General features: G+C 70.7%; 25 protein-coding genes. 10 read left to right on the forward strand and 15 right to left on the reverse strand.

What is annotated here, in order from left to right; all coding sequences use genetic code 11:
* Positions 1-4: 4 nt before the first annotated feature.
* From AB0O93_RS06235 to pdhA, 3 genes are read right to left on the reverse strand one after another with little or no spacing between them, the layout of a single operon-like run.
* Entirely contained in the window at positions 5-1366 is a 1362-nt protein-coding gene (locus tag AB0O93_RS06235) for a dihydrolipoamide acetyltransferase family protein (protein ID WP_363341545.1), read from the reverse strand.
* Complete coding sequence (locus tag AB0O93_RS06240) at positions 1363-2376, reverse strand: alpha-ketoacid dehydrogenase subunit beta (protein ID WP_363341547.1); 1014 nt, start codon at positions 2374-2376, stop codon at positions 1363-1365. The genes AB0O93_RS06235 and AB0O93_RS06240 overlap by 4 nt, the downstream gene beginning before the upstream one ends.
* Positions 2373-3494, reverse strand: coding sequence for a pyruvate dehydrogenase (acetyl-transferring) E1 component subunit alpha (gene pdhA / locus AB0O93_RS06245; protein WP_363341549.1), 1122 nt, complete (start codon positions 3492-3494; stop codon positions 2373-2375). The genes AB0O93_RS06240 and pdhA overlap by 4 nt, the downstream gene beginning before the upstream one ends.
* Before the next feature lie 172 nt (positions 3495-3666).
* Between pdhA and AB0O93_RS06250 the strand changes: the two genes are divergently transcribed.
* Positions 3667-4140, forward strand: coding sequence for an Lrp/AsnC family transcriptional regulator (locus AB0O93_RS06250; protein WP_363341551.1), 474 nt, complete (start codon positions 3667-3669; stop codon positions 4138-4140).
* Here the strand turns inward: AB0O93_RS06250 and AB0O93_RS06255 are convergent.
* Positions 4112-5110: a DMT family transporter gene (locus AB0O93_RS06255; protein ID WP_363341553.1), complete on the reverse strand. Its 999-nt coding sequence runs from the start codon at positions 5108-5110 to the stop codon at positions 4112-4114. The two genes, AB0O93_RS06250 and AB0O93_RS06255, sit on opposite strands and share 29 nt — an antisense overlap.
* Positions 5111-5182: 72 nt before the next feature.
* Between AB0O93_RS06255 and AB0O93_RS06260 the strand changes: the two genes are divergently transcribed.
* Complete coding sequence (locus AB0O93_RS06260; protein ID WP_363341555.1) at positions 5183-5737, forward strand: CGNR zinc finger domain-containing protein; 555 nt, start codon at positions 5183-5185, stop codon at positions 5735-5737.
* Here AB0O93_RS06260 and AB0O93_RS06265 read toward each other — a convergent pair.
* Positions 5697-6596 carry an alpha/beta hydrolase gene (locus tag AB0O93_RS06265; protein WP_363341557.1) on the reverse strand — a complete coding sequence of 300 codons (900 nt, stop codon included), beginning with the start codon at positions 6594-6596 and terminating at the stop codon, positions 5697-5699. The two genes, AB0O93_RS06260 and AB0O93_RS06265, sit on opposite strands and share 41 nt — an antisense overlap.
* A 163-nt stretch (positions 6597-6759) precedes the next feature.
* Here AB0O93_RS06265 and AB0O93_RS06270 point away from each other — a divergent pair, with 163 nt between their 5' ends.
* A complete protein-coding gene (locus AB0O93_RS06270) occupies positions 6760-7479 on the forward strand; it encodes a 3'-5' exonuclease (RefSeq protein WP_363341872.1) in 720 nt (239 codons plus the stop codon).
* Between the two features lie 55 nt (positions 7480-7534).
* Here AB0O93_RS06270 and AB0O93_RS06275 read toward each other — a convergent pair whose 3' ends face one another.
* The 3 genes from AB0O93_RS06275 to glgA all read right to left on the reverse strand — a co-directional run bounded on the left by AB0O93_RS06275 (position 7535) and on the right by glgA (position 9857).
* A complete protein-coding gene (locus AB0O93_RS06275) occupies positions 7535-7786 on the reverse strand; it encodes a type B 50S ribosomal protein L31 (RefSeq protein ID WP_053547359.1) in 252 nt (83 codons plus the stop codon).
* 69 nt (positions 7787-7855) lie between these two features.
* Positions 7856-8653 carry an ABC transporter ATP-binding protein gene (locus AB0O93_RS06280; RefSeq protein ID WP_363341560.1) on the reverse strand — a complete coding sequence of 266 codons (798 nt, stop codon included), beginning with the start codon at positions 8651-8653 and terminating at the stop codon, positions 7856-7858.
* A 10-nt stretch (positions 8654-8663) separates the two neighbouring features.
* Positions 8664-9857 (reverse strand): glycogen synthase, encoded by a 1194-nt coding sequence (gene glgA / locus AB0O93_RS06285; protein WP_363341562.1) that lies wholly within the window; start codon positions 9855-9857, stop codon positions 8664-8666.
* A gap of 45 nt (positions 9858-9902) precedes the next feature.
* On the opposite strand from glgA, the gene glgC reads away from it, so the two are divergent.
* Together glgC and serB are read left to right on the forward strand one after the other, a co-directional pair.
* On the forward strand, positions 9903-11147 hold the full coding sequence (gene glgC, locus AB0O93_RS06290) for a glucose-1-phosphate adenylyltransferase (RefSeq protein WP_363341564.1): 1245 nt from the start codon (positions 9903-9905) through the stop codon (positions 11145-11147).
* 34 nt (positions 11148-11181) lie between these two features.
* Positions 11182-11826, forward strand: a complete 645-nt coding sequence (gene serB / locus AB0O93_RS06295; RefSeq protein ID WP_363341566.1) for a phosphoserine phosphatase SerB — start codon at positions 11182-11184, stop codon at positions 11824-11826.
* 21 nt (positions 11827-11847) lie between these two features.
* On the opposite strand, the gene fabG is transcribed toward serB, so the two are convergent.
* Positions 11848-12558 carry a 3-oxoacyl-ACP reductase FabG gene (gene fabG / locus AB0O93_RS06300; protein WP_363341568.1) on the reverse strand — a complete coding sequence of 237 codons (711 nt, stop codon included), beginning with the start codon at positions 12556-12558 and terminating at the stop codon, positions 11848-11850.
* Positions 12559-12669: 111 nt separating this feature from the next.
* Here fabG and AB0O93_RS06305 point away from each other — a divergent pair, with 111 nt between their 5' ends.
* The 4 genes from AB0O93_RS06305 (at position 12670) to AB0O93_RS06320 (ending at position 14743) form a co-directional block, all read left to right on the forward strand.
* Positions 12670-13140 carry a DUF4190 domain-containing protein gene (locus tag AB0O93_RS06305; RefSeq protein ID WP_363341570.1) on the forward strand — a complete coding sequence of 157 codons (471 nt, stop codon included), beginning with the start codon at positions 12670-12672 and terminating at the stop codon, positions 13138-13140.
* A 66-nt stretch (positions 13141-13206) separates the two neighbouring features.
* Complete coding sequence (locus tag AB0O93_RS06310; RefSeq protein WP_363341572.1) at positions 13207-13602, forward strand: DUF3099 domain-containing protein; 396 nt, start codon at positions 13207-13209, stop codon at positions 13600-13602.
* Positions 13599-13826, forward strand: coding sequence for a hypothetical protein (locus AB0O93_RS06315; protein WP_363341574.1), 228 nt, complete (start codon positions 13599-13601; stop codon positions 13824-13826). Before AB0O93_RS06310 ends, AB0O93_RS06315 begins: the two co-directional genes overlap by 4 nt.
* 20 nt (positions 13827-13846) lie before the next feature.
* Positions 13847-14743: an SURF1 family protein gene (locus tag AB0O93_RS06320; RefSeq protein WP_363341874.1), complete on the forward strand. Its 897-nt coding sequence runs from the start codon at positions 13847-13849 to the stop codon at positions 14741-14743.
* Here AB0O93_RS06320 and AB0O93_RS06325 read toward each other — a convergent pair.
* Positions 14716-16314 (reverse strand): ABC-F family ATP-binding cassette domain-containing protein, encoded by a 1599-nt coding sequence (locus AB0O93_RS06325; protein WP_310891658.1) that lies wholly within the window; start codon positions 16312-16314, stop codon positions 14716-14718. The two genes, AB0O93_RS06320 and AB0O93_RS06325, sit on opposite strands and share 28 nt — an antisense overlap.
* 193 nt (positions 16315-16507) lie before the next feature.
* Between AB0O93_RS06325 and AB0O93_RS06330 the strand changes: the two genes are divergently transcribed.
* Positions 16508-17143, forward strand: coding sequence for a biotin transporter BioY (locus AB0O93_RS06330; protein ID WP_363341576.1), 636 nt, complete (start codon positions 16508-16510; stop codon positions 17141-17143).
* Positions 17144-17212: 69 nt separating this feature from the next.
* Here the strand turns inward: AB0O93_RS06330 and AB0O93_RS06335 are convergent, their stop codons facing one another.
* The 5 genes from AB0O93_RS06335 to AB0O93_RS06355 are packed head-to-tail and all read right to left on the reverse strand — an operon-like array spanning position 17213 to position 22074.
* On the reverse strand, positions 17213-18241 hold the full coding sequence (locus tag AB0O93_RS06335; protein WP_363341578.1) for an ABC transporter substrate-binding protein: 1029 nt from the start codon (positions 18239-18241) through the stop codon (positions 17213-17215).
* Positions 18242-18279: 38 nt separating this feature from the next.
* On the reverse strand, positions 18280-19119 hold the full coding sequence (locus tag AB0O93_RS06340) for an ABC transporter ATP-binding protein (protein WP_363341580.1): 840 nt from the start codon (positions 19117-19119) through the stop codon (positions 18280-18282).
* Complete coding sequence (locus AB0O93_RS06345; RefSeq protein WP_363341582.1) at positions 19116-20129, reverse strand: iron ABC transporter permease; 1014 nt, start codon at positions 20127-20129, stop codon at positions 19116-19118. The genes AB0O93_RS06340 and AB0O93_RS06345 overlap by 4 nt, the downstream gene beginning before the upstream one ends.
* Complete coding sequence (locus AB0O93_RS06350; protein WP_363341584.1) at positions 20126-21148, reverse strand: iron ABC transporter permease; 1023 nt, start codon at positions 21146-21148, stop codon at positions 20126-20128. Before AB0O93_RS06350 ends, AB0O93_RS06345 begins: the two co-directional genes overlap by 4 nt.
* On the reverse strand, positions 21145-22074 hold the full coding sequence (locus tag AB0O93_RS06355) for a siderophore-interacting protein (protein ID WP_363341586.1): 930 nt from the start codon (positions 22072-22074) through the stop codon (positions 21145-21147). The genes AB0O93_RS06350 and AB0O93_RS06355 overlap by 4 nt, the downstream gene beginning before the upstream one ends.
* Positions 22075-22106 lie beyond the last annotated feature (32 nt).

Consider the following 22106-nt stretch of genomic DNA (forward strand, 5'->3'; position numbering starts at 1 on the left):
GCCGTCAGGCGAGCATCAGTCCTCGCGCGGGATCGCGCAGCAGGTCTCCGACGAACGCGAGGAATCGCGCGCCCTGCTCGCCGTCCACGAGCCGATGGTCGAACGACAGCGCGAGTGTCGTCACCTGGCGGAGTGCCACCTCGCCCCGGTGCTCCCACGGCTGGCGGCGCACCGCGCCGAGCGCGAGGATCCCGGCTTCACCGGGGTTCAGGATCGGGGTTCCGGCGTCGATGCCGAACACCCCCACGTTGGTGATGGAGAAGGTGCCGCCGCTCAGCGCACCGGGCGCGGTGCGACCTGAGCGGGCGGTGTCGGCGAGGTCGCGGATCGCCCGCGACAGCTCGAGGACCGACATCCGCTCGGCATCGGCGACATGGGGCACGAGCAGTCCTCGGGGCGTCGCGGCGGCGATCCCCAGGTTGACGTAGTGGTACTGGATGATCTCTCCGGCGTCCTGATCCCATCGCGCGTTCAGTTCCGGGTGCCGGCGGAGGGCGAGACAGACGGCCTTCGACACGACGGCGAGGATGCCGATCTTCTCCTCGCCCAGCTCGCGGTCCTCCCGCAGGCGCGCGAGGAGCTCCATCGTCTCGGTGACGTCCACGGTCAGGAAGGTCGTCACGTGCGGCGCGGTGAAGGCGCTGCGCACCATCGCCTCCGCCGTGTGCTTGCGCACCCCGCGGATGGGTATCCGCGTCGTGGGTGCACCCTCGTCGGGAGCGGCGAGCGCGACGGCGGACACCGCATCCCGCCGGCCGCTCGGCGCCACCGCCTCGGCATACGCCTCGACATCCTCGCGCGTGATGATGCCCGTGACGCCGGAGGCTTCGACGAGCGAGAGGTCCACGCCCAGCCGCTTCGCGAGCGCCCGGACGGGGGGCGTCGAGCGCGGGCGCTCCCGGCCGGGCTCCTCCGCCGGCTCGGGACGGGGTCGGGCATCGTGGGGAGCAGCCTCCAGAACGGCGGTGTCGACGTCGCTTCTCCGCGCCCCGTGCGTTCGCGCGCGACGGCGTGGCGGCCCGGCGCGGCGCGCCGCGGCACCGTAGCCGACCAGGTTGGGGCCCGACTCCTCCTCACCCGGCGTCTCCGACGCGGGTGCGGAACCGGGGGCGTCGCCGGAGGCGTCCGCGGCGATCTCGAAGGAGATCAGCGGGGCGCCGACGTCGACGACCTCGCCCGCAGCGGCATGGAGCGAGCGGACGACACCGGCGTGCGGCGAGGGGATCTCCACGATCGCCTTCGCGGTCTCGACCTCGGCGATCGTCTGGTTGAGGACGACGGCGTCCCCCTCGGCGACGTGCCACTGGACGATCTCCGCCTCGGGAAGACCTTCTCCGAGGTCGGGCAGCAGGAACTGCTCGATCACGACCCCACCACCTCCGAGCGACTGTTCGGACGGTCCAGGACGCGGTCGACCGCGTCGAGGATCCGGTCGAGGTCGGGAATGTGATGCTTCTCGAGCTTGGCCGGCGGGTACGGGATGTCGTGACCGGTGACGCGCACGGGCGGCGCCTCGAGATAGTGGAAACACCGCTCGGTGAGACTCGCGATCACCTCCGCCCCGACGCCGGCCTCGCGGGCCGCCTCGTGCGCGATGACCACGCGACCGGTCGTGCGCACCGACGTCTCCAGCGTCCGGTAGTCCACCGGAGACAGCGAGCGCAGGTCGATGACCTCGATCGAGATCCCCTCCGCCTCCGCCGCCTCGGCGGCATCCACGGCGGTGCGGACCATCGCGCCGTATGCGAGCAGCGTCACGTCCCGGCCCTCCCGCACGACGCGTGCGAGCCCGAGCGGCGCCGCGTCCGCCAGATCGGTGGAGAGATCGACCTCGCCCTTGAGGTGGTAAAGCCGCTTGGGCTCGAAGTAGACGACAGGGTCATCGGAGGCGATCGCCTGACGGAGCGACACGTACGCATCCTGCGGATCGGAGACCGCGACGACGCGCAGTCCCGACGTGTGCACGAAGTAGGCCTCGGGGGACTCCGAGTGGTGCTCGGCGGCTCCGACACCACCGGCCCACGGGATGCGGATCGTGATCGGCATCCGCACGGCGCCTCGCGTGCGATAGTGCAGCTTCGCGACCTGGCAGACGATCTGGTCGAACGCCGGATAGACGAAGCCGTCGAACTGGATCTCGACGACGGGGCGGAAGCCCCGGAAGGCCAAGCCGACGGCCGTGCCCATGATGCCCGATTCCGCAAGCGGGGTGTCGATCACCCGCTGCGCGCCGAACTCGGCCTGCAGGCCGTCGGTGACGCGGAAGACGCCGCCGAGCGAGCCGACGTCCTCCCCCATCACGAGGACCTTCGGGTCATCCGCCATCGCGCGGCGCAGTCCCGCCGTGATCGCTTTCGCCATGGTCAGCTCGGTCATGCCTCCTCCTCTCCCGCGAAGCCGTCGAGGTAGGCGGCGAACCAGCCGCGCTGTTCGTCGAGACCGGTGTGCGGCTCGGCGTAGACGTGGTCGAACACCTCCAGGGGCTCGGGCGTGCGCGCCCCGAGCGTGGCGGCGCGCACGGCCGCGCCCAGGATGTCCGCGTCCGCGGCGACGGACGTGGTGAAGGCGTCGTCGAGCTCTCCCTGTCCGCGCAGGAACGCCTCGAGACGGTCGATCGGATCGCGGCGACGCCAGCGCTCGACCTCCGCCTCGTCGCGATATCTGGTGGGGTCATCCGAGGTGGTGTGCGGCCCCATGCGGTAGGTCACGGCCTCGATATAGGCGGGTCCCTGACCGGTCCGCGCCCGATGCGTGGCCCACCGCATCGCCGCGAGACACGCCAGCACGTCGTTGCCGTCTACCCGGAGGCTCGGGATGCCGAATCCGGGCGCACGCCCCGCGATCGGGTACGCGGCCTGGACGGAGACGGGTTCCGAGATCGCCCACTGATTGTTGGAGCAGACGAACACGACCGGCGCGGAGAAGGACGACGCGAAGACCATCGCCTCGTTCACATCACCCTGGCTCGTCGCCCCGTCGCCGAAGTACGCCACCGAGACCTGATCGGCACCGTCGCACTGGATCCCCATCGCGTACCCGACGGCGTGCAGCGCCTGCGCGCCGATGATGATCTGCGACGTGGCGGTGTTGGTCGCGTAAGGGTCGTTCGCGGAGTGCGTCACGCCGCGCCACGCGAGCACGAAGTCCTGCGGCGCTGCACCCCGCACATGGTGGACGCCGACCTCCCGGTAGCTGGGGAAGACGAAGTCGTCCGCGCGCAGGGCCCGTGCGGTACCGACCTGCACCGCCTCCTGGCCGCGACACGGCGCCCAGAGTCCGAGCTGCCCCTGGCGTTGCAGGGCGACACCCTCCCTGTCGATCCGGCGGACGAGGACCATGTCGCGGTAGAGCCCCCGCAGGGTTTCGGCATCGACGTCGGCGATCCAGCGCTCCAGTTCGGGGTCCGTCACGCGGGTGCCGTCGGGGCCGATCAGGCGCGCGACATCATCGATGTCGGTCGCGATGTCGGCCGTCGGGTTCAGGGTGTGCGTCATCGTCATCCCTCCTCGGCCGGAGGACCTCGTGAGTCGTCCGGCAGTGGCGTCGACCGGCGTCGTCGCCGGTCAGGGCCACGCTACGTCCAGTCGTCACGACGCTCAACCATTCGGCATCCGATTGAGCATGATGCCTCACGCACCGCTGAGATACCTGCTAATGTTCAGCACTATGAGTGGGCTGGATCACGTCGACCTCGAGCTTCTCGCCGCCTTGTCCGCCGATCACCGGGCCACGGTGGTCGCCCTGGCGGATCGGCTCGGCCTTTCGCGCAACACCGTCCAGGCCCGCATGGCCCGCCTGGAGCGGACGGGCGTGTTCCTCTCGTTCGAGCGCGCGATCTCCGCCGAGGCTCTGGGGTTCCCCATCGAGGCGTTCATCAGCGTGACGGTGCGACAGGCGGACCTGCCGAGGATCACCGCGGAACTCGCACGGGTACCGGAGATCGTCCACGCACACGGACTGTCCGGATCGGTCGACGTCCTGGTCCGCGTCGCCTGCCGCGACACGCAGCACCTGTTCGACACCGACGCGCGCATCCTGGCGATCGACGGCGTGGAGCGCACCGAGACGTCGCTCGTGATGGGAGAGGTCATCGCCCATCGCGTCCTGCCCCTCATGGAGCTGGCACGACGGGAACGATAGCGGCCTCCCCCTTCGGCTCCGCGGCCGACTCCGCGTCGGCGCGGACGAGGACGACGCCGAGCAGGATGAGCGCTCCGCCGACGAACTGGACCGGGGCCGGCACCTCGGCGAGGAAGATCCACGCGAACCCGAGCGCGAACAGAACCTCGGACAGTCCGACGAACGACGCCACGCGCGACCCGATCCGCGGCACCGCCATCACGCCGAACGCGTAGCCGATGCTCGTTCCGGCGAGACCCACGAACAGCAGCGGCACGAACCACGGCACCTCCGCCCCGGCGAGGACCACCGTCACTGCGGGAGCATGCCACGGCATCACCCCCACCGCGAGGAAGAGCCCGATCACCGCGGCACCGACGAACAGGCCGCCCGAGGCCAACGCCAGCGGCGGCAGGGTGTCGCCCGTCCGCTCCGCGATGAGGAAGTACGCCATCACGCAGACCGCGGCACCCAGCGCGAGCAGGGTCCCGAGGAGGTCGAATCCGGCGCCGGAGATGTCGACGACCAGGACGAGCCCGACCACCGCGAGCACGGTGCCGACGAGGACGAGCCGGGAGGGGCGACGACGCGTGCGCACCCACACCAGCGCGACGAGCATCACCGGCGCGAGGTACTGGATCAACAGCGCGACGGCCACGGGCATCCGCTGCATCGCGGCGAAGAAGAACAGCTGACAGCCGAGCACCGCCGTCAGGCCGAAGCCCACGATCAGGCGGCCGTGCAGGCGGACGAATCCACGCTGACGGCGGATCGCGATCCACAGCGCCGGCGACAGGACGAGACCCGCCAGCGCCATGCGCACGAGCAGAGCCGCGCCGAGCGACCAGCCTTGCTCCAGGAGGGGCTTGATGAAGGGTCCGCTCGAGGAGAACGCGAGCGCCGAGGCGACGGCCATGAGCAGACCCGCCGTGCGGCGGGGAGCCCCGCGCTCCGGGGCGATGAGGGGGATGGGCGCGGTCGCGGCGGTCATGGGCATCCGACTGTCAGGGGCGAACTGTGTCTACACTCGTGACAGTAGGGGATCCCGAGGTCAGGAGTCAACGTGGTATTCATTCATGACACCAAGCGCACGCTGATGATGGTCGTGGACCTGGTCAACACCCTCCCGGACGGGGATCGGGAGGACGACCTCGTGACGATCGACGACCTCAAGGCCCTCCTCTCCCGGCATCCGTACAGCGGCGTCGTGCGGCTCGACGACGCGGAGCTCGCCGCGGTCCGGCACGTGCGCGCACGCCTGGACGCGCTTTGGGACGTGGACCGCGCCGGCGCGGTGCCGCTGGTCAACGCCATGCTCGAGGACGGCGGAGCCCTCCCCCGCCTGGTCATCCACGACGAGTACGACTGGCACATCCACGCGACCTCCGACGACTCCCCCCTCGATGTGCGGATGCTGGTGGAGTCGGCGATGGCGTTCGTCGACGTCATCCGCGCCGACGAGTACGACCGCATCCGTCGCTGCGACGCCGACGACTGCGACGCCGCATACGTGGACTACTCGAAGAACGGATCCAAGCGCTACTGCGACACAGGCAACTGCGGCAACCGCATGAACGTCATCGCGTATCGCCGTCGGAGGGCGTCAGGAATCGGGTGACGGCCGCGGCCGCGACACCCGGAGTCTCGTAGTGGATCAGATGCCCGACATCGGGGATCTCCACCAGCGCGGCATCCGGGAAGAGTGTCGCGAGATGACGCTCGGCCTCGATCGGGGTGATGTCGTCCTTCTGGGCGGCGATCAGCAGGGTCGGCTGCGCGATGGCGGGCGCGAACTCGCGCACGTCGTGCGACACCGAGGCGACGAACGCGTCATGCAGCACATCGCGATCGGCGAACCGGGAGAAGTACGTGTCGTGCTGGTCGTGGATGAAGCGACGCAGGTCGGCGTCGCGCGTCTTGGCCATCGACACGCTCATCACACGCACGATCGCGCCGTTGCGCAGGAGCGCGTCGCCGATGGGCTTCGGCAGCCGCGCACCGCTCCAGTAGTAGAACACCGCGAGTCGGGTCAGGATGCCGCGCGGGCCCTCGAGGGCGGGGGCTCCGATCGGGTTCACGAGGATGACGCGCGGTGTCTCGAGCCCGCCCGCGACGGCGGCCGCCACGACGATCGAACCGAACGAATGCCCGAGGATCACCGCCCCCGGCGCCACGGCACCCGCGAACGCGCGCAACCATCCCGCGTAGGTCGCCAGGTCGTGGCGCACTCCGGGCAGCGGGGGCGTCTCGCCGAAGCCGGGAAGATCGGGCGAGATGATCCGGACGCCGTCGAGGTGCGCGACGACCGGCTCGAGACCGTGGTGCTCGCCGCGGAAACCGTGCACCGCGAGGATCGTCGTCGCCGCATCGGCGGGGCCGTAGACCCAGTAGGCGGTGGCGCCCCCCTGCACCTCGACCTCGTGCCGCTCGACCGGAATCGCGTCGAGGAGCTCGGCGTAGGGGTGGGGTGCGGGCATCCCCCGAGTCTACGAGGCCACCGTGCGCCGCCCGCGTGAACACGATCGCGGCGATGTGCCGGATGACGGATGCCCGGGGCCCACGGCATCCGTCATCTCGCACATCTCCGTGATCCTGCGTGCCCTGCCGGCGGTGTCGGAGGAGAGCCCTACCGTGGGCGCCATGGACTCGCAGCTCGCCTTGTTCGACACCCCCGCATGGACCCGGGTGATCGGCGTGTTCGACCTCGAGACGACGGGGGTCGATGTCGCATCCGACCGCATCGTCACCGCGCACGTCGGTGTGCTCGACGCCTCGGGACGCGTCCTCGAGGCCCGCGACTGGCTCGCGGACCCCGGCATCCCCATCCCCGACGGCGCTGCGGCCATCCACGGGATCACCACCGCGCGCGCACACGCCGAAGGCCGACCGGCGCGCAAGGTCGTCGCCGAGGTGCTCGACGCGCTTCGGGCGCTCTTCGCGGCCGGGACCCCCGTCGTCGCCTACAACGCGCCCTACGACTTCTCACTTCTGAAGAACGAGGCACGGCGGCACGGGCTCGACCCGATCGTCGCGCCCGCCCCCGTCATCGACCCGCTCGTCGTCGACAAGACCTACGACCGGTGGCGGCGGGGCAAACGGACCCTCTCGGCGGTGGCCGCGCACTACGCAGTGCGCCTGGACGACGCGCACGAGGCATCCGCCGACGCGATCGCGGCGGGACGCGTCGCCCAGGCTCTCGCCGAACGCTTCGCGCCCTGGCTGCCCGAGACCGCGGCCGAACTCCACACGCGCCAGATCGCGTGGGCGCGTGCGCAAGCGGCCGGCCTGACCGAGTACTTCATCTCGATCGGACGACTCGAACCCGACGCGCGCCTGGACGGGAGCTGGCCCATCCGCTGAGCGGCCCCCCGCAAACGACGAAGACCCCGCCGAAGCGGGGCCTTCTCCGTGCGGCTTACTTGGAGCCGAAGTTCTTGAAGCGCTGGTTGAACTTCTCGACGCGACCGGCGGAGTCCATGATGCGCTGCTTGCCCGTGTAGAACGGGTGCGAGGCGGAGGAGATCTCGACGTCGATGACGGGGTACTCCACGCCGTCCAGCTCGATGGTCTTGTCGCTGGACACGGTCGAGCGCGTGAGGAAGGTGTCGCCCGAACCGAGGTCGCGGAACACGACGGCCTTGTAGTCGGGGTGGATGTCAGTCTTCATGATGGTCCTTGCAAGAGGCGTCGGAAAGTCTGTGGTGCGCGTGCACCAAGGGACGAGTCTATCAGGAGGTCAGGCGATCGCCGAACCGGAGGCACGGGCGGCGAAACGCCCCTCGTCCTGCGTGAGGGTGATCGGCACGCCGAAGGCCTCGGTCAGCGCCGCCGCCGTGAGGGTCTCGGGAATCGGACCGGCCGCCACGGCACGGCCCTGAGCGAGGAGCAGCACGTGCGTGAAGCCGACGGGGATCTCCTCCACGTGGTGGGTGACCATCACCATCGCGGGCGTGCTCGGCGCCAGCGCGTATCCGCTCAGAAGCGCCAGAAGCTCTTCCCGCGCGCCGAGATCGAGGGATGCGGTGGGCTCGTCGAGAAGGAGGAGCTCGGGATCGGTCATGACCGCCCGCGCGATCTGCACGCGCTTCTGCTCGCCGTCGCTGAGAGTGCCGAACGTCCGGTCCGCCAGATGATCGAGACGCCACTCGGCGAGGACGCGGAGGGCGCGCCGCTCGTCGATGTCCTCGTAGTCCTCGCGCCACCGACCGACCACGGAGAACGCGGCGGTCAGCACGACATCCAGCACCGTCTCCTCGGGCGGCACGCGGCGCGCCATGGCCGACGAGGCGAAGCCGATCCGCGGGCGCAGCTCGAACACATCGGTGCGCCCGAGCTGCTCGCCGAGGATCGACACGCGCCCCGACGTCGGGTGCAGCAGCGTGTCCGCGAGCTGGAGGAGGGTCGTCTTGCCCGCACCGTTCGGTCCGAGCACCACCCAACGCTGGTCGTCCTCGACGGACCAGTCCAGGTGATCGACGATGTTGCGGGCGTTTCGGCGGACGACGACATCGGAGAACTCGAGCACCTGCGGCATGCCGCCCAGCCTATCTGCCGGAGGCGCGCAACTCGGTGTAGAGCTCCTCCGTCTGCGCGGCGATCGATGCCCAGCTGAAGTCCTGGCGCGCCCGGGCGCGACCCGCCTCGCCGTATGCGCGGGCACGGTCGGGGTCGCTCACCACCTCGGTGAGCACGCGGGCGAGATCCGCGACGAAGGCGTCGGGATCCGTCGGCGTCCCGGTGCCGTCCTGCACCTGATCGATCGGGACGATCCGGCCCGTGACGCCGTCGACCACGACCTCGGGTATTCCCCCGGTGCCCGTCCCGACGACCGCGGCACCGCACGCCATCGCCTCGAGGTTGACGATACCGAGCGGCTCGTAGACCGAGGGGCAGACGAACGTCGTGGCGGCCGTGAGGATCGCGCAGAGCTCGCGACGCGGCAGGAGGCGGTCGATCCAGACCACACCGTCCCGCGTCGCCTGGAGTCCGCGGACGAGCTCTTCGACCTCCGCCAGGATCTGCGGGGTGTCGGGGGCCCCGGCGCACAGCACGAGCTGCACCTCCGGCGGCAGCGACTCGGCGGCACGCAGGAGGTAGGGCAGACCCTTCTGCCGCGTGATGCGCCCCACGAACACGACGGAGGGCCGTTCGGGGTCGACGCCGAGCTCGCGGAGGAGCCCGGGGTCGTCGACGGGATGCCAGCTGTCGGTGTCGATGCCGTTGTAGATGACCCGCACCTTCGCGGGGTCCAGGGCCGGGTAGCTGCGGAGGATGTCGGCACGCATCCCCTCGCTCACCGCGACCACCGCCGCGGCGCCCTCGTAGGCGGTCTTCTCGATGTAGCCGGACACGGCGTATCCGCCGCCGAGCTGCTCCGCCTTCCACGGTCGGAGCGGTTCGAGACTGTGCGCGGTGACGACATGGGGGATGCCGTGGAGGAGCGCCGCGAGGTGCCCCGCGAAGTTGGCGTACCAGGTGTGGGAATGGACGATGTCCGCTCCGGCGACGTCGCCGACGATCTCGAGATCCGTGCCGAGCGTCTGGAGTGCGGCGTTGGCGTCGCGAAGGCCGTCCGGGACCGCGTACGAGGTGGTGCCCTCCTCGTCGCGCGCCGCGCCGAACGCGCGCACGCGTACGTCCACGTTCTCGCGGAGGGCGCGCACGAGTTCGGTCACGTGAACGCCCGCTCCGCCGTAGATCTCGGGCGGGTATTCCTTCGTGATGATGTCGACGCGCATGATCGAACGCTAGTACACCGACCCAACGCGCCATAGTGTGTTCCCATGCCTGCAGCGCCGAAGGTCTTCGCCATCATCCTCGCCGGCGGCGAGGGCAAGCGTCTGATGCCCCTCACGGCGGATCGCGCGAAGCCCGCCGTCCCGTTCGGGGGCCAATACAGACTCATCGACTTCGCCATCTCGAACCTGATCAATTCGGGTCTGCGACAGGTCGTGGTCCTGACCCAGTACAAGTCCCACAGCCTCGACCGTCACATCTCCCAGACGTGGCGGATGTCCGCGTTGCTGAACTCCTACGTCGCCTCGGTGCCGGCGCAGCAGCGTCTGGGCAAGCGGTGGTTCTCCGGCTCCGCCGATGCGATCCTGCAGAGCCTCAACCTCATCAACGACGAGCAGCCCGACATCGTGATCGTGATCGGTGCCGACCACGTCTACCGGATGGACTTCCAGCAGATGCTGGACGCCCACATCGCCTCGGGCGCGAAGGCGACCGTCGCCGGCATCCGCCAGCCGATCTCCCTCGCCAACCAGTTCGGCGTCATCGACGTCGACGCCGACGACCCCACCCGGATCAAGGACTTCCTCGAGAAGCCGCAGAACCCGACCGGGCTCGCCGACTCCCCGGGCGAGGTGCTGGCGTCGATGGGCAACTACATCTTCGACGCCGACGCGCTCATCGCCGCGGTCGAGAGCGACGGCGAGCTCCCGACCTCCAACCACGACATGGGCGGCGACATCGTCCCGTACTTCGTCGCACGCGGCGAGGCCGGCGTCTACGACATGAAGCGCAACGAGGTCCCCGGGTCCACCGACCGCGACCGCTCGTACTGGCGGGACGTGGGCACGATCGAGTCGTTCTTCGACGCCCACATGGACCTGATCTCCACCCTGCCGGTGTTCAACCTCTACAACACGGAGTGGCCGATCCACTCGCAGGCGGTGAACTCCCCGCCGGCGAAGTTCGTGCGCGATTCCGTCGGGCGCATCGGCAACGCGATCGACTCGATCGTCTCGCTCGGGTCGGTCCTGTCCGGCACGCACTTGGAGCGCAGCGTCGTGGGTCCGTGGACCCTCGCCGACGGTGGGTCGACCATCACCGATTCGGTGCTGTTCGACCACGTGCGCGTCGGCACCGGGGCGCGGATCCACCGGGCCATCCTCGACAAGAACGTCGTCCTCGGAGAAGGCGCGACCGTCGGTGTCGATCGCGAACGCGACCTCCAGCGCGGATTCACGGTGACGGAGACCGGCATCACGATCGTCGGCAAGGGCGTCCACGTCGACCGATGACGGACGGCGCACCCGCGAGCGATAGCCTCGAGGGATGCCTGACGCCCGCGCGCGACTCCTCGTCGTCCTGGATGCCGACTCCACCCTGATCCGCAATGAGGTGATCGAACTCCTCGCGGACGAGGCGGGTCGCGGTGACGAAGTCGCCGCCGCGACCGAGGCCGCGATGCGAGGAGAGGTGGACTTCGCCACGAGCCTCCGCTCCCGCGTCGCGGCGTTGCGGGGTGTTCCTGTCTCGGCGTTCGCCCGCGTCCGTTCGCGGGTCGAACCCACCCCGGGCGTCCGGGAGCTGATCGCCGCCGTGCACGCGCGCGACGGTGTCGTGGGCGTGGTGTCCGGGGGCTTCCACGAGATCCTCGACCATGTCGCACCCGATCTCGGCGTCGACCGCTGGCGGGCCAACCGACTCGGCGAGCGCGACGGCGTCCTCGACGGAACGGTCACCGATGAGGTCGTCGATGCCACGGCGAAGGCCCGCACCCTGTCGGGGTGGGCGGACGACCTCGGCGTCCCCTACGGACGGACCATCGCCATCGGCGACGGCGCGAACGACCTGGAGATGATGGGAGTCGCGGCGCTCGGTCTCGCCTTCAATGCCAAGCCGACCGTCCGGACCCACGCAGACCTCGTCATCGGCCCGGTCGACCTGCGCGAGGTCATCCCGCTCCTGCCCCGCTGACCGGCGCCGGCGAGTCTCGCGTCAGTGCCCCATACCGAGACCGCCGTCGACCGGGATGACCGCACCGCTGATGTAGGCGGCATCGTCCGAAGCGATCCATGCCACGACCCCCGCCACCTCATCGGAGGTGGCGAAGCGGCCGGCGGGGATGTTCTTCTTGTACTCGGCCTGCGTCGCTTCGGGGAGTTCGGCGGTCATATCGGTCTCGATGAAGCCCGGCGCGACGACGTTCGCCGTGATCCCGCGGCCGCCGAGCTCACGGGTGAGGGAGCGCGCGAATCCCACGAGGGCGCTCTTGGATGCCGCGTAGTTCACCTGACCGGCCGAGCCGTAGAGCCCCACGACGCTGGAGATGAGCACGACCCGACCCCACCGCGCGCGGAGCATGTTCTTGGACGCGCGCTTGACGACCCGGAAGGCACCGCCGAGGTTCGTGGCCACCACACTGTCGAAGTCGTCCTCGGTCATCCGCATCAGCAGGGTGTCCTTGGTGATCCCCGCGTTGGCGACGACGATCTCGACGGGACCGAGGGCTGCCTCGACCTCGGAGAACGCGGCATCCACCGCGGCGGCGTCGGTGACATCCGCACGGACCGTCAGCGTCCCCTCCGGCCCTTCGCCGGAGCGCGCCGTGACGGCGACCCGGTATCCGAGGCGCACGAAGCGCTCCGCGATGGCACGGCCGATGCCGCGGTTTCCACCGGTGACGAGGACGACGCGGTCAGTGGACATGAACACTCCTGAAGCAGGTTGCGGGGGGAACCGCCCCAGCCTAGCGTCGGGCGGTTTGACACGCCCACCCGCCGCTGGAACGCTGGAGTCACACTCGACGAAAGGCTGACCGTGAGCGACAACTCTCCGGGCTCCAACCCCGCCGCTGAAGGATCGGCAGCGACCCCTCCGCCCGCGCCCGGCTACGCGCCGCCACCGGCATACGGCCCGCCGGCGGGTGCCGCGCCGAGTTACCCCGCTCCCTCCGGCTACGCCGCCCCCGCCTACCCGCAGGGAGCGTCGAGCCCCCAGGGGTATGGCTACCCGTCGGCGCCCAAGACGAACACGCTCGCGATCGTCTCGCTGGTGTCCTCTCTCGCCGCTCTGGTCGTCCTCCCCTTCATCGGTTCGCTCGTCGGGGTGATCACCGGCCACATGTCGCTGTCGCAGATCAAGCGGACCGGCGAGAACGGGCGCGGCCTCGCACTGGCCGGCACGATCGTCGGTTGGGTGGGCCTCGGCTTCATCGTCCTCGGCCTGCTGCTCTTCCTGCTCCTTTTGCTCCCCGCGATCCTGGTCAGCGGCTCCACCTCGTACAGCTGACCGCGCGCAGAACAGACGTGCGCATCCGGAGCCGCATCCACCCCACGGGCGTACCCTGGTACCACCGTGAGAAACCGTCGCCACGCCCCATCCACCACGTCCCTGCCGCGATCGCCGCGGGACGCCGCGGACGCGCGGTCGACGCGGTATCTGATCATGATGGCGGCGCGCATCCTGTGTTTCATCTTGATGGTCGTCATCACGCCGTACGGCTGGTACACGTGGATCTTCGGTGCGGCCGCGGTTCTCCTGCCGTACTTCGCGGTGGTCGACGCGAACGTCGACGACAAGCCGCTGACCGAAGCGCGGGTGGACCCGGAACGAGCGCTCCCCGCGGCGCCCTCGGAGCGGCCCGTCCGTCCGGAAGGACCGATCGTGATCCGGCTCGAGGAAACGCACGGAACCACGGACGTGTTCCGTATCCAGGAGAATCCGCCGCCCGAACCGCCGACGCGTCCGTGAGCGCGGCGGTCGTTGCAGACTGCTCGCGGGCAGGATGCCGGACCGCGGCGCGCTGGCGGATCGACTGGCGGAACCCACGCATCCACGGCGCCGACCGCACGAAGACGTGGGTCGCCTGCGACGAGCATCGCGACTATCTCCGCGACTTCCTCGCCGCCCGCGACTTCCCCGTTTCGGTCTCGACGCTCGGCGCGACCGACGAGACGGAGCGGAGGATGTCGTGAGCGGCGACCGCGGAGTGAGCATGCAGTCGCTCCCCCGCGCCGGGCGGTGGAGCATCTACATCGGCTTGGCCGTCGTCTTCGCGATCGCCTGCGTCTGGCTCTCGAACTGGCAGTTCTCCCGCAACGACGACCGGGCGGCGCAGCTCGCATTGGTCGAGCAGAACTACGACGCCGCGCCCGTTCCGCTCGAACAGGTCATCCTGCCCGGTGACGGACTCTCGGCCGACGACGAGTGGCGTCCGGTGGTGCTCGAGGGTGAGTACCTCGCGGACGAGCAGATCACGGTCCGCAATCGCCCACACGGCGGAACCTCGGCCTTCGAGGTGCTCGTGCCCTTCCGTCTCTCCGACGGCCGTGTCGTGATCGTGGACCGGGGCTGGGTGCCTCCCGCCGAGGAGGGCACGGGGCCGGCGGTCGTGCCCGATCCACCGCTCGGCGAGTCCGCCGTCGTCGTGCGCCTGCGCCCGGAAGAGGCCGCGCCGACATCCGGACGATCCGCCCCCGAGGGGCAGGTCCCGACGATCAACGTCGACCTCATCGGGGGTGAGCTCTCGCCCGCGGCGGCGGACGCGCTCATCGGGGGCGTGTACGGCATCCTCGTCTCGGAGACCCCCGCGGTGGCGGACACCCCCGCGGCACTCCCCTCTCCGTCGCAGGACCCCGGGCCGCACCTGTCCTACGCGATCCAGTGGATCCTCTTCGCCCTGATGGGCTTCATCTTCATCGGATACGTGATCCGCACCGAGCGCCGCCACCGTCTCGAGGACGAACAGGATGCCGGAGACGACGCCGTGGCGCTGCCTCCGGACCGACGCCGTCGACGCGATCGCGACGCCGACGACGAGGACGCCCTCCTCGACGCGGACCGCGCACGGACCGCGCGCGGCGCTCAGGCCAGCGAGATGAGCTCCGCGTAGTCGCGACCCCAGATGTCCTCGACCCCGTCGGGCAGGATGAGGACGCGCTCCGGATTGAGCGCCTCGACCGCGCCCTCATCGTGGGAGACGAGGACGACCGCGCCCTCGTAGTGCGCGAGGGCACCGAGGATCTCCTCGCGGGAAGCCGGGTCGAGGTTGTTGGTCGGCTCGTCGAGGAGGAGCATGTTCGCCGACGAGACCACGAGCGTCGCGAGAGAGAGGCGCGTCTTCTCGCCGCCGGAGAGCACCCCGGCAGGCTTCAGCACGTCGTCACCGGTGAAGAGGAAGGATCCCAGCACCTTCCGGGCTTCGGTCGCCGTGATGTCCGGAGCGGCGGACATCATGTTGTCCAGCACCGACCGGGAGACGTCGAGGTTCTCGTGTTCCTGGGCGTAGTAGCCGATCTTCAGACCGTGCCCCGGTTCGAGCTGACCGGTGTCGGGCTGATCGACCCCGGCCAGGATGCGCAGCAGCGTGGTCTTGCCCGCACCGTTGAGTCCGAGGATCACCACCCGCGACCCTCGATCGATCGCGAGGTCCACGTCGGTGAAGATCTCCAGTGACCCGTAGGACTTCGACAGTCCCGAGGCCATCAGCGGGGTCTTGCCGCACGGCGCGGGCTTCGGGAACCTCAGCTTCGCGACGCGGTCCTCCTGGCGAACCTCCTCGAGACCGGACAGGAGCTTCTCCGCGCGCGCGACCATCTGGTGGGCCGCGGCCGCCTTGGACGCCTTCGCGCCGAAGCGCGCTGCCTGCTGCTGCAGGGCGGTGGCCTTCTTCTCGACGTTCGCCCGCTCCTTCTTCCGGCGCTCCTCGTCGGCCACCCGCTGGCGCAGGTAGTTCTTCCAGTTCATGTTGTAGACGTCGATGACCTGACGGTTGGCGTCGAGGTAGAACACGCGGTTCACGGTCTCCCCGACGAGCTCCACGTCGTGGGAGATGACGATGAGTCCGCCCTTGTACCCCTTCAGGAACTCCCGCAGCCACACGACACTGTCGGCGTCGAGGTGGTTGGTGGGCTCGTCGAGGATCATCGTCTGGGCATCCGAGAACAGGATGCGGGCGAGCTCGATGCGACGCCGCTGCCCACCCGACAGCGTCTTCAGCGGCTGGTCGAGGATGCGGTCCGGCAGCGAGAGGTTGTGCGCGATGGAGGCCGCCTCCGCCTCGGCGGCATACCCGCCCTGCGCCTCGAAACGTTCGGTGAGCGATCCGTAGCGCTTCATCGCCTTGGCGGCGACGGCGGGGTCGTCATCGCCCATGGCGAGGGATGCCTCGTGCATTCCGAGCGCGAGCGTGCCGAGGCCACGGGCGTCGAGGATCCTCGTGCGCGCGAGCATCTCCGGATCACCCGAGCGCGGGTCCTGCGGGAGGTAGCCCATCTCGCCGATGCGGTCGACCGATCCCCCGGCGGGAAGGAGGTCGCCGGCGAGAACCTTCGTCAGCGTGGTCTTGCCGGCGCCGTTGCGGCCGACCAGTCCGATCTTGTCGCCCCCGGAGACGCGGAAGGACACGTCCGACATGAGCACACGGGCGCCCACGCGGATCTCGAGTTCGTGCACGGCGAGCACAGCGGAGGTCCGTTCGATCGAGGGTGGAGGATGGCCGACGGCCAGCCGCCCAGTCTACCGCCTGACCGCCCATACAAAGATTCCTCCGTTCCTCCGTCGGAACCCGACAGCGCCGCCGGGGCGCGTCGCCCTAGAGTGAGATCCGGGATGCCGCCACCGGCGCGGTGCCCTCCCCTGACGCCGAAGGAGACCCATGTCCTCGCTCGCCGCCCCACACCGCCGACGCGTCCTCGCCGACGCTCTCGGCCGTCCCGCAACCCGTTCCCGCGCCTTCGCCGTGGATGCCGCCCTGGTCCTGTCCGGCGTGGCGCTGGTCGCGCTCCTCGCGAAGGTCTCCTTCTTCATCGGACCGATCCCGATCACCGGCCAGACGCTCGGCGTCATCGTCGTCGGCGCCGCCCTCGGAGCCCGTCGCGGCGCGGCGGCGTTGACGACCTACCTCCTCGTCGGGCTCGCGGGGCTTCCCGTCTTCGCCGGTCCGGTCGCCGGCCCCGCGTACGTCCTGTCACCGTCCTTCGGGTTCATCGTCGGGTTCATCCCGGCCGCCTTCCTGGCCGGGTGGTTCGCCGAACGTGCCTGGGACCGGAAGCCCTGGCTGGCGTTCGTGGGCTTCGTCGCGGCCAGCGTCGTCCCTTTCCTGATCGGCGTCCCCTACATGGCGCTGATCCTCGGCACCGTGCTCGGTCAGCAGGTGACCGCGGCCTCCGTCCTCGCCGCAGGCGTCGTGCCGTTCATCCTGCCGGGCCTGATCAAGGCCGCCGCCGCGGCCGTCCTCGTGCCCCTCGCCTGGGTGGGAGTGCGCGCGGTCGACCGACGTCGCGACGCGTGATCGCCTGACGGAATGGGAAGAGCCCCCGACCGTGCGGTCGGGGGCTCTTCTCGTATCGGACGACGCCGGTCAGCCCTGCGCGACCGCCGTCGCCGCGGCGAGCTTCTCCGTCAGCGTGGGAAGGATCCACGGGAGGGTGAGCGGCGTGGGGGTGAGCGCGGAGATCTCCTCGACGCCGACCAGGCCGGCCACCGCCCCCTTCGCCACCGCGGGCATGAGCTGGGCGGTGGACGAGCCGAGGAAGCCCTCGAACGCCTCCTCGCTGTCCACGAAGGTCAGCACGACCTCGGAGTTCACCTCATCGAGGTTCTCCGGGCTCACCGTGGTGTAGAACGTCGACTCACCGGTGTCGAGGTCGGTGACGCTCGGCGGCGTGACGAAGCCGAGGTCCTCGAGGATCTCCACACGCGGGTCGGCGGGCAGGTACAGGTACCAGGTTCCCGCGGAATCGCTCGGCACGGAGATCGAGACGCCTTCGAACTCGGGGTGCGCGGCAGCGGCATCGGCGACCTCCGCATCGAGCGACTCCAGCACCTCGTCGGCCTCGGCCTCGAGTCCGAGCGCCTCCCCCGTGATGGTCACCACGTCGCGCCACGGTGTCGTCCACGGCGCCTCGGGGTACGCGACGACCGGGATCCCCGCTCCGGTCACCGCGTCGAACTCCTCCTGGGTGAGCCCGGAGTACGGGGCGATCAGCACGTCGGGGTCGGCGGCGAGCAGCTCCTCGACCTGGAGTTCGTACGCGGAGTTGTCCAGGATCACCGGAGTCTCGGCATCCATCTCCTCGAGCGCGTCCTCGATCCACGGGGAGATCCGGGACTCGCCGCCGGAGTAATCGTCCGAGGGGATGGCGACGGGCACGACGCCGAGGGCGAGCACCGCGTCCGTGGCGCCCCAGCCCCAGGTCGCGACCCGCTCCGGGGCGGACTCAAGGACGGCGTCCCCGAGCGCGGAGGGGATCGTCAGCGGGAAGGCGGCGCTGTCGCCGGCGGCGGGCGCGGAGGTGTCGGACTCCTCGGCGGCGGAGGCGCAGCCGGCGAGGGAGAGCGCCAGCGTCGTGGCGGCGGCGAGGGCGAGGACCGGGCGCAAGCGGGTCATCGGGTTTCCTTTCTGATGGTGATCCACGGATGCCGGGATCAGGCGGGGTCGGCGGTGACGTGCGCACCGCCGGGCACGGGGACGACGAGCGGAGTCGCCGTGAGCGGGTCGGGGATGACGAGGGCGTCGAGCGCGAACGCCTCGGCCACGACCTCCGTGGTGAGGACATCGACGGGCGCGCCCTGCGCGATGAGCCGGCCTCCCGAGAGGACCACGAGCTCGTCGGCGTAGCGGGCCGCGAGGTTGAGGTCGTGGAGCACGGCGACGATGGTCGTGCCGCGGGTGGTGTTCAGCTCGCGCAGCAGGTCGAGGACCTCGATCTGGTGGCTGAGGTCGAGGAACGTCGTCGGCTCGTCCAGCAGCAGGATGCTCGGATCCTGGGCCAGCGCCATGGCGATCCAGACGCGCTGCCGCTGGCCGCCGGACAGGTCGCCGACCGGACGTGCCGCGAGCTCCGCGGTGCCGGTGCGCTGCAGCGCGTCATCGACGACGGCCGAGTCCTCCGCGCTCCAGCGACGGAACAGTCCCCGGTGCGGATGCCGCCCCCGCGACACCAGCTCGGCGACCGTGATCCCCTCGGGAGCGATCGGATGCTGGGGCAGGAGGCCCACGGCACGCGCGTACGACGCGCGCGGGATCCGAGCCACGTCTTCGCCGTCCAACTCCACCGCGCCGGACAGCGGCGCCCGCAGGCGTGCGAGAGCTCCGAGCAGCGTGGACTTGCCGCAGGCGTTGGCGCCGATGATCATCGTGATCCTGCCGGGGGCCAGCTCCAGGTCCAACCCGTCGATGACGGTACGCCCCGGATAGCCGGCGCGCAGCGCACGGGCGGTCAGCCGTCGCGCCTCGACGCGGGTGGTGCGGGCGGATGTCGTCATAGTGCGCGTCCCTTCGACGTCGCGAGCAACCACAGCAGGAACACGGCGCCGAACGCCCCGGTGACCACACCCGCCGGCATCGACACGTTCGGGAGCGCGTACTGCGCGACGAGGTCAGACAGCGCCAGCAGCGCCGCGCCGACCAGCGCACTCGGCGCCAGGGCGACCGACCCGTGACCGGTGAGGGGCCGGGCGATTGCGGGCGCGCACAGCGCCACGAATGAGATGGGGCCCGCGAAGGCGCACGTCACCGCCGTCAGGATGACCGCGACGACGACGCCGGCGGTGCGGACCCGCCCCGAGTGCTCGCCGAGACCCGTCGCCGTCTGCTCGCCGAGCATCAGGACGGGAAGGCGACGCGCCAGCGGAAGGAGCAGGGGCAGCACGAGCAGCCACACCACGGCGAGGACGATGACCTGCCACCACGGCGTGCTGGCGAGGCTGCCGGTGAGCCAGACGAGCGCCGCCTGCGTCTGCTGCAGCTGCGCGCGGGTCATGAGGAAGCCGACGAGGGCCGCACAGAAGAAGGACACCCCGATCCCGGCGAGGATGAGGCGGTACCCCGCGGCGCGCCCCCGCGCCACGGCGAGGAGGAGAGCGGATGCCGCGAGCCCTCCGACGAGGGCGAAGGCGGCGAGCACGGGCCCTGTCAGTCCGAGGACGAGAAGGCAGAACACCGCGGCGAGCGTGCTCCCGCCGGAGATCCCCAGCAGGTCGGGACTCGCGAGCGGATTGCGCAGGAGGGCTTGGAGCAGGGCACCGGCGACTCCGAGGGCCGAGCCGACCAGCAGGGCCATGGCCAGTCGCGGCAGACGGGACTGCAGGACGACGTACTGCTCCACCGGCTCGCCGCCGCCGAACAGGACGGCGAGCACCTGTCCCGGGCCGAGCGGATAGTCGCCGATCATGAGCGCCGCCGCGGCGGCTGCGACCGTGAGCGCACCGAGGGAGACGAGCACGATGCCCCAGCGACGCCGGGCCAGGCGCCGGACGTCCGCGACGGCGATCACAGCGACACCCGCTCTCCGCGCACGACCAGCGCGATGAGCGCCGGCGCGCCGATGATCGCGAGGACGACGCCGGCCTGGACTTCGCCGGGGGGCGCCGCGACCCGGCCGAGGACGTCGGCGACGAGCAGCAGCGTCGCCCCCACCGGCATCCCGATCCAGAGCAGCGCCGCGTAGCCGGCGCCGACGAGGAAGCGGAGAAGGTGGGGCACGACGAGTCCGAGGAAGACGAGCGGGCCGGCGATGGCCGTCGCTCCCCCGGCGAGGAGGACCGCCGCGAGGATGCCGATGGCGCGCGTGCGCGGAACACTGTGTCCGAGGCCGGTCGCCGTCTGCTCGCCCAGCGCGAGGAGGTCGAGGCCGCGCGCAGAGGCCAGAGCGAGGACGGCGCCCACCGCGAGCGGGACGACGACCAGCGCGACCGTGTCCAGGCCACGCGCGGTGAGGGCACCCACCGACCAGTAGCGGTACACGTCGAGGGCCGCAGACTGCGTGGTGAGGATGAGGAGCGTGATCGAGGTGAGTCCCGCGGTGACCGCGGCCCCCGTGAGGGCCAGCTTGGCCGGCGACGCGGCATCCGGTCCGCGGGAGCCGATGACGGCCACGAAGACCGCCGCGACCGCCGCGCCGGCGAACGCGAACCAGACGAAGCCCGCGGGCTGACGGATTCCCGCGAACGTGATGGCCGCGAGGACGCCGACGGATGCCCCGGCGTTGACACCGAGGAGTCCCGGGTCGGCGAACGGGTTTCGCGTCAGACCCTGCATGGTCGTGCCCGCGAGCGCCAGCGCGGCACCCGCGAGGAGGCCGATGAGGGTGCGGGGCACGCGCTGGGTGAGGACCACGACGTGGTCGTTGAGGCTCGGATCGTAGGCGAACAGCGCGTCGACGACGACGGCGGGCGCGATCGGCCGCGCGCCGACGGCGATGCTCAGGACGACGGCGGCCAGCGTCAGCGCCGCCGCCACGACGGCCGTGACGGCGATGCGACGTTGCCCCGCGGACCGCGGGGCGCGGGTCATCCCGTGCGCTCTGACTGTCCGAGGCGCCAATAGCCCATGAAGGCGACGCGCTTGCGGTCCACACCGCACTCCGACACCAGCAGACGACGCGCGGTCTTGACCATCGCGGCCTCGCCGGCGATCCAGGCGTAGAACTCGCCTTCGCCGTCGAGCGGGGAGTCCCACAGGAGTTCCGCGTCGACATCGACATCGGCGAGTGCCTGCGGTCGGGGCGCGGAGGCGCGGGCGAGCAGATCGGACGATTCCCCCGTCCATGCCCGGAGCGCGGCAAGAAGGCCGGATCCGTGCTCTGCGCCGCCCCGCGCGATCCAGTGGACGCGCGTACCCGCGCCGACGACGAGGTCCTGCGCGTCCGCCGCGGTCGGCACCTCCAGGAAGGCCTCGGCGGTGCATCGCGCGGGAAGCGCCTCGAGGATGCCGCTGATCGCGGGCACCGCCGTCTCGTCGCCCGCCAGCAGCACGCGCCTCGCCGTCCCGGGGTGCCAGTCGAGGCCCGCGCGCGAATGCGGGCTGCGCTCGTCGGGCCCGACGACGATCAGGGGGTCGCCGACAGAGGCGACGCTGACCCATGCTCCCGCCGGACCGGGGTCCTCGTGGACGACGAAGTCGATCTCAAGTACCCGCCGGATGGGGTCGATCCGCCGGACCGTGTAGGTCCGGAAGGGGTTCCGCGACGCGTCGGGGAGTGCGCGCCACCGGTCGTACCAGTCGCCCGCGCCCTCGTCCTGGCCGACGTCGGCGAAGGCGCCGCGCGCGTCGGGGAAGAGGATCTTCACACGCTGGTCGAGTCCCGCGGTCCCGAAGTGCTCCAGGTCGTCGCCCGTGAGCCGCACGCGCGCGAAGTGCGGCGAGAGCCGTTGGACTCCGGCGACCTGCAGGATGTACGGGCGGTACGCGGGTCGGACCTCGGTAGCGATGGCGGGCACGAAGTAAGGGTAGCCTCACCTTCCCCGATTGG

Origin of the sequence: Microbacterium sp. NPDC077184, assembly GCF_040687055.1 — a bacterium.
Taxonomy (GTDB): Bacteria; Actinomycetota; Actinomycetes; order Actinomycetales; family Microbacteriaceae; genus Microbacterium.

Bases quoted from the DNA above. Each gene is read 5' to 3' on its own strand.
- AB0O93_RS06240 (WP_363341547.1), bottom strand. From the start codon at position 2,376: ATGACCGAGCTGACCATGGCGAAAGCGATCACGGCGGGACTGCGCCGC.
- pdhA (WP_363341549.1), bottom strand. From the start codon at position 3,494: ATGACGCACACCCTGAACCCGACGGCCGACATCGCGACCGACATCGAT.
- AB0O93_RS06250 (WP_363341551.1), top strand. From the start codon at position 3,667: ATGAGTGGGCTGGATCACGTCGACCTCGAGCTTCTCGCCGCCTTGTCC.
- AB0O93_RS06255 (WP_363341553.1), bottom strand. From the start codon at position 5,110: ATGACCGCCGCGACCGCGCCCATCCCCCTCATCGCCCCGGAGCGCGGG.
- AB0O93_RS06265 (WP_363341557.1), bottom strand. From the start codon at position 6,596: ATGCCCGCACCCCACCCCTACGCCGAGCTCCTCGACGCGATTCCGGTC.
- AB0O93_RS06270 (WP_363341872.1), top strand. From the start codon at position 6,760: ATGGACTCGCAGCTCGCCTTGTTCGACACCCCCGCATGGACCCGGGTG.
- AB0O93_RS06275 (WP_053547359.1), bottom strand. From the start codon at position 7,786: ATGAAGACTGACATCCACCCCGACTACAAGGCCGTCGTGTTCCGCGAC.
- AB0O93_RS06280 (WP_363341560.1), bottom strand. From the start codon at position 8,653: ATGCCGCAGGTGCTCGAGTTCTCCGATGTCGTCGTCCGCCGAAACGCC.
- glgA (WP_363341562.1), bottom strand. From the start codon at position 9,857: ATGCGCGTCGACATCATCACGAAGGAATACCCGCCCGAGATCTACGGC.
- glgC (WP_363341564.1), top strand. From the start codon at position 9,903: ATGCCTGCAGCGCCGAAGGTCTTCGCCATCATCCTCGCCGGCGGCGAG.
- serB (WP_363341566.1), top strand. From the start codon at position 11,182: ATGCCTGACGCCCGCGCGCGACTCCTCGTCGTCCTGGATGCCGACTCC.
- fabG (WP_363341568.1), bottom strand. From the start codon at position 12,558: ATGTCCACTGACCGCGTCGTCCTCGTCACCGGTGGAAACCGCGGCATC.
- AB0O93_RS06320 (WP_363341874.1), top strand. From the start codon at position 13,847: ATGCAGTCGCTCCCCCGCGCCGGGCGGTGGAGCATCTACATCGGCTTG.
- AB0O93_RS06330 (WP_363341576.1), top strand. From the start codon at position 16,508: ATGTCCTCGCTCGCCGCCCCACACCGCCGACGCGTCCTCGCCGACGCT.
- AB0O93_RS06335 (WP_363341578.1), bottom strand. From the start codon at position 18,241: ATGACCCGCTTGCGCCCGGTCCTCGCCCTCGCCGCCGCCACGACGCTG.
- AB0O93_RS06340 (WP_363341580.1), bottom strand. From the start codon at position 19,119: ATGACGACATCCGCCCGCACCACCCGCGTCGAGGCGCGACGGCTGACC.
- AB0O93_RS06350 (WP_363341584.1), bottom strand. From the start codon at position 21,148: ATGACCCGCGCCCCGCGGTCCGCGGGGCAACGTCGCATCGCCGTCACG.